Below are 3,610 nucleotides of genomic sequence, written 5' to 3'. Positions count from 1 at the left end.
TTCCCGTAGTGAAATTTGAACAATGGGAAAAAGGATACATAGAAATGAAGCTAATCCTTAAGGGTGGCGGATGCGAAAACAAAAACATACAATATAGCCTACCAACTGAATTAGAAGGGCTTGGACGTGCAGGGAGAGACTTAGACGGCATACGTAAATGTATTCTACATTCAGTGTACCAAGCTCAAGGTCAAGGCTGCTCAGCCGGCTTTATAGGGGTAGGAATAGGTGGCGACCGTTCATCAGGGTATGATTTAGCAAAGGAACAGTTATTCCGCTCAGTAGACGATATAAATCCAAATGAAGATTTAGCTAAACTAGAAGCTTATATTGTAGAAAAAGCAAATACATTAGGAATTGGAACAATGGGCTTTGGTGGGGAGGCAACTCTACTAGGTTGTAAGATTGGTGTCATGCACCGCATTCCTGCAAGCTTCTATGTATCAGTAGCATACAATTGCTGGGCTTATCGCCGTATGGCAATCAATATTGATCCTTCTACTGGAGATATTACAGAATGGCATTACCAAGATGGAGAAAAAATTGAATTTAAAGATGAAGCTCAAAATGAAACACCAAAAAGAGTTGTTGAGCTTTCTGCTCCTATTACAGAAGAACAAATTCGCTCCCTTCAAGTAGGCGATGTTGTTTCTATCACTGGACGTATGTATACAGGGCGTGATGCTATCCACCATCATTTAATGAGCCATGATGCTCCTGTAGACCTTGATGGTCAAATTATTTATCATTGTGGACCAGTAATGCAGAAGGATGAGGCTGGAAAATGGCATGTTCGTGCTGCAGGACCTACCACCTCTATTCGCGAGGAGCCATATCAAGGTGACATTATGAAAAAGTTTGGTATACGTGCAGTTATAGGTAAAGGTGGAATGGGACCTAAAACATTAGCTGCACTTCACGAACATGGTGGTGTTTATCTAAACGCAATTGGCGGAGCAGCCCAATACTATGCAGACTGCATTAAAGATGTAGAAGGTGTTGATTTAATGGAATTTGGAATTCCTGAAGCAATGTGGCATTTACGTGTAGAAAACTTCACTGCTGTTGTTACAATGGACTCTCACGGCAATAGTCTTCACGCTGATGTAGACAAATCCTCATTAGAGAAATTAGCCTTGTACAAAGAGCCAGTATTCGCTTAAATCAAATAGTTGACAGTTAAATTTCTCTAGATTATAATCATTATAAAGTAATACTTAATTTAATCTACTGGGTTTTCCATAGTGAAAATCCAGTTTTACTCTATTTTAGAGAGAAATAATAATGAAAATCAATATCAAGAGGAGGATTTATATGTCAGCTATAGAAGAAAAAAATACATTTTTATCTAAAGTAATGCCCCATTTAGAACTAGTTGCAGCACTATTTTCTGGCCTTTTAATATTAATCGCTTGGCTTATAGGTAATTCAGGTTCTGAAACAGCCTCCATCATCTTCTACCTGTTAGCTTTTGTAATTGGTGGATTTGCTAAGGCTAAAGAAGGTATCGAAGGGACGATAAAAGAAAAACAATTAAATGTAGAAATGCTTATGATTTTTGCAGCGATAGGTTCTTCCATCATCGGTTACTGGACCGAGGGAGCCATACTAATTTTCATATTTGCAGTAAGTGGAGCGTTGGAAACCTATACGATGAATAAAAGTCGAAAAGAGATTTCTTCGTTAATGGAACTTCAACCTGAAGAAGCCTGGAAACTTCAAGCTGACGGGAGTACTAAGCGCGTTTCTATTAAAGATTTAACGCTAGGTGACAAGCTCGTAGTCAAACCAGGAGAAAGAATTCCTGCAGACGGTATCGTTATTAACGGAATGACATCTGTTGATGAAGCCGCGATTAGCGGTGAGTCTCTACCACTTTCTAAGCAACCGAAAGACCCCTTATTTGCTGGTACAGTAAATTTAAGTGGTGCTATCACTATGGAAATGACTAAAACTAACGAAGATTCCTTGTTTCAAAAGATAATCGATCTTGTCCAAACTGCACAAGATGAAAAATCCCCAGCACAGCAGTTTATAGAACGCTTTGAAGGTACGTATGTAAAAGTAGTTTTAATCGCTGTGGCAGTTATGATGGTCCTCCCTCACTTCATACTTGGGTGGGATTGGACTACAACCTTTTATCGAGCTATGGTTTTATTGGTAGTTGCTTCCCCTTGCGCACTTGTTGCATCTATCATGCCGGCTACTTTAGCAGCTATTTCAAATGGAGCAAAAAGTGGGATATTGTTTAAAGGCGGTATGCATTTAGAAAATATTAGCTCAATGAAAGCCATTGCGTTAGACAAAACTGGTACATTGACTCAAGGCAAGCCAGTAGTAACAGACTTCTTTGTAAGAGACGACTTAGATCGCAAGTCTACACTTACTACTCTTGCAACAATTGAAGCGCAGTCCAATCATCCACTTGCTCAAGCAATCACAGCATTTGCTTTGGCAGAGGGAATTACCCAGCTACCAATAATTCCGATAGAAGACAAACCTGGATTTGGACTAAAGGCCAACATTAATGATGTTGAAATCTTAGTAGGTAAACCAGAATTCGTAAATAAAGCCGATGCGTTTGCGTTCCAAGGAGGAGTTGCAGCAGCTCTAGCCGAAGAAGGAAAAACCATCATTTTCATGCGTGACGATAAAGGAATAGCGGCAGCAGCAGCGCTTAAGGATACAGTACGAGAAGAAGCCAAAGAAGCCATTAAGCTATTGCAATCCTTAGGCATAAAAACAGTTATGCTAACTGGTGATAACGAAAAAACAGCAAAGGTAATTGCTAAAGAAGCTGGAATCGACCAATATATTGCCGAGTGTCTTCCCGAAACAAAAGTCCTTCATATGAAAGAGCTGTTAGCAGAGCATTCATTTGTAGGCATGGTAGGAGATGGAATTAATGACGCTCCCGCCCTAGCAACTGCAACAACCGGCTTTGCCATGGGCGAAGGAACTGACGTAGCCCTGGAAACCGCCGATGTCATCCTAATGAAAAATGATTTAAGCAAAATAGCCTATGCAGTAAAAATGTCTCGCAAAATGCAGCGAATCGTAAAACAAAATATTTTCTTCTCTATCGCAGTAATTGCCATACTGATTATCTCCAACTTCCTTCAAGTAGTAGATCTTCCTATGGGCGTTATTGGACATGAAGGAAGCACCATTCTAGTAATTCTAAATGGATTGCGAATGTTAAACCGTAACATTTAAAGTTAATAAAGTATCCGACCTTTCTAGGTTGGATGCTTTTTTTAGCTAGTGTTTGAAACACTTAGGTTTGTAGGGGACCACCACATAAACACCTTCTATGGTGGGAAGTTTGGATTTATGGGCGCTTGCCTCCTTTTTATGGGACACTTTCCACTAGTTTATGGGACATCTTCTACACTTTATGGGTCAGTTATGTGCCTCTTATGGGCGTAACTTACCTTTATGGGCGCTTGCCTCCTTTTTATGGGACATTTTGGTCTTCTGTAAAGAAAGTAGACAAATTAATTCACAACTTTTTTTCTTCCACTACCGCGCTGCCGCTTGCTGGGATGGTGAAAACAGGATAGGTCACAACCAGACCTATCCTATTTCCACCATCTCTGATTTTCTCACC

General features: G+C 40.1%; 2 protein-coding genes. Both read left to right on the top strand.

The genetic code is table 11. The annotated features are described in order from the left end of the window. The coding region (locus tag AC06OU_RS14955; RefSeq protein WP_475856835.1) for a FumA C-terminus/TtdB family hydratase beta subunit at nucleotides 1-1,163 on the top strand (1,163 nt) is incomplete at its 5' end. 151 nt (nucleotides 1,164-1,314) lie between these two features. Continuing rightward, nucleotides 1,315-3,216 carry a heavy metal translocating P-type ATPase gene (locus tag AC06OU_RS14950; protein WP_475856833.1) on the top strand — a complete coding sequence of 634 codons (1,902 nt, stop codon included), beginning with the start codon at nucleotides 1,315-1,317 and terminating at the stop codon, nucleotides 3,214-3,216. Nucleotides 3,217-3,610 lie beyond the last annotated feature (394 nt).

This window comes from Psychrobacillus sp., from assembly GCF_056205495.1.
The sequence above is the reverse complement of the archived record's forward strand: the minus strand, read 5'-3'. Positions and strand labels throughout refer to the sequence as shown.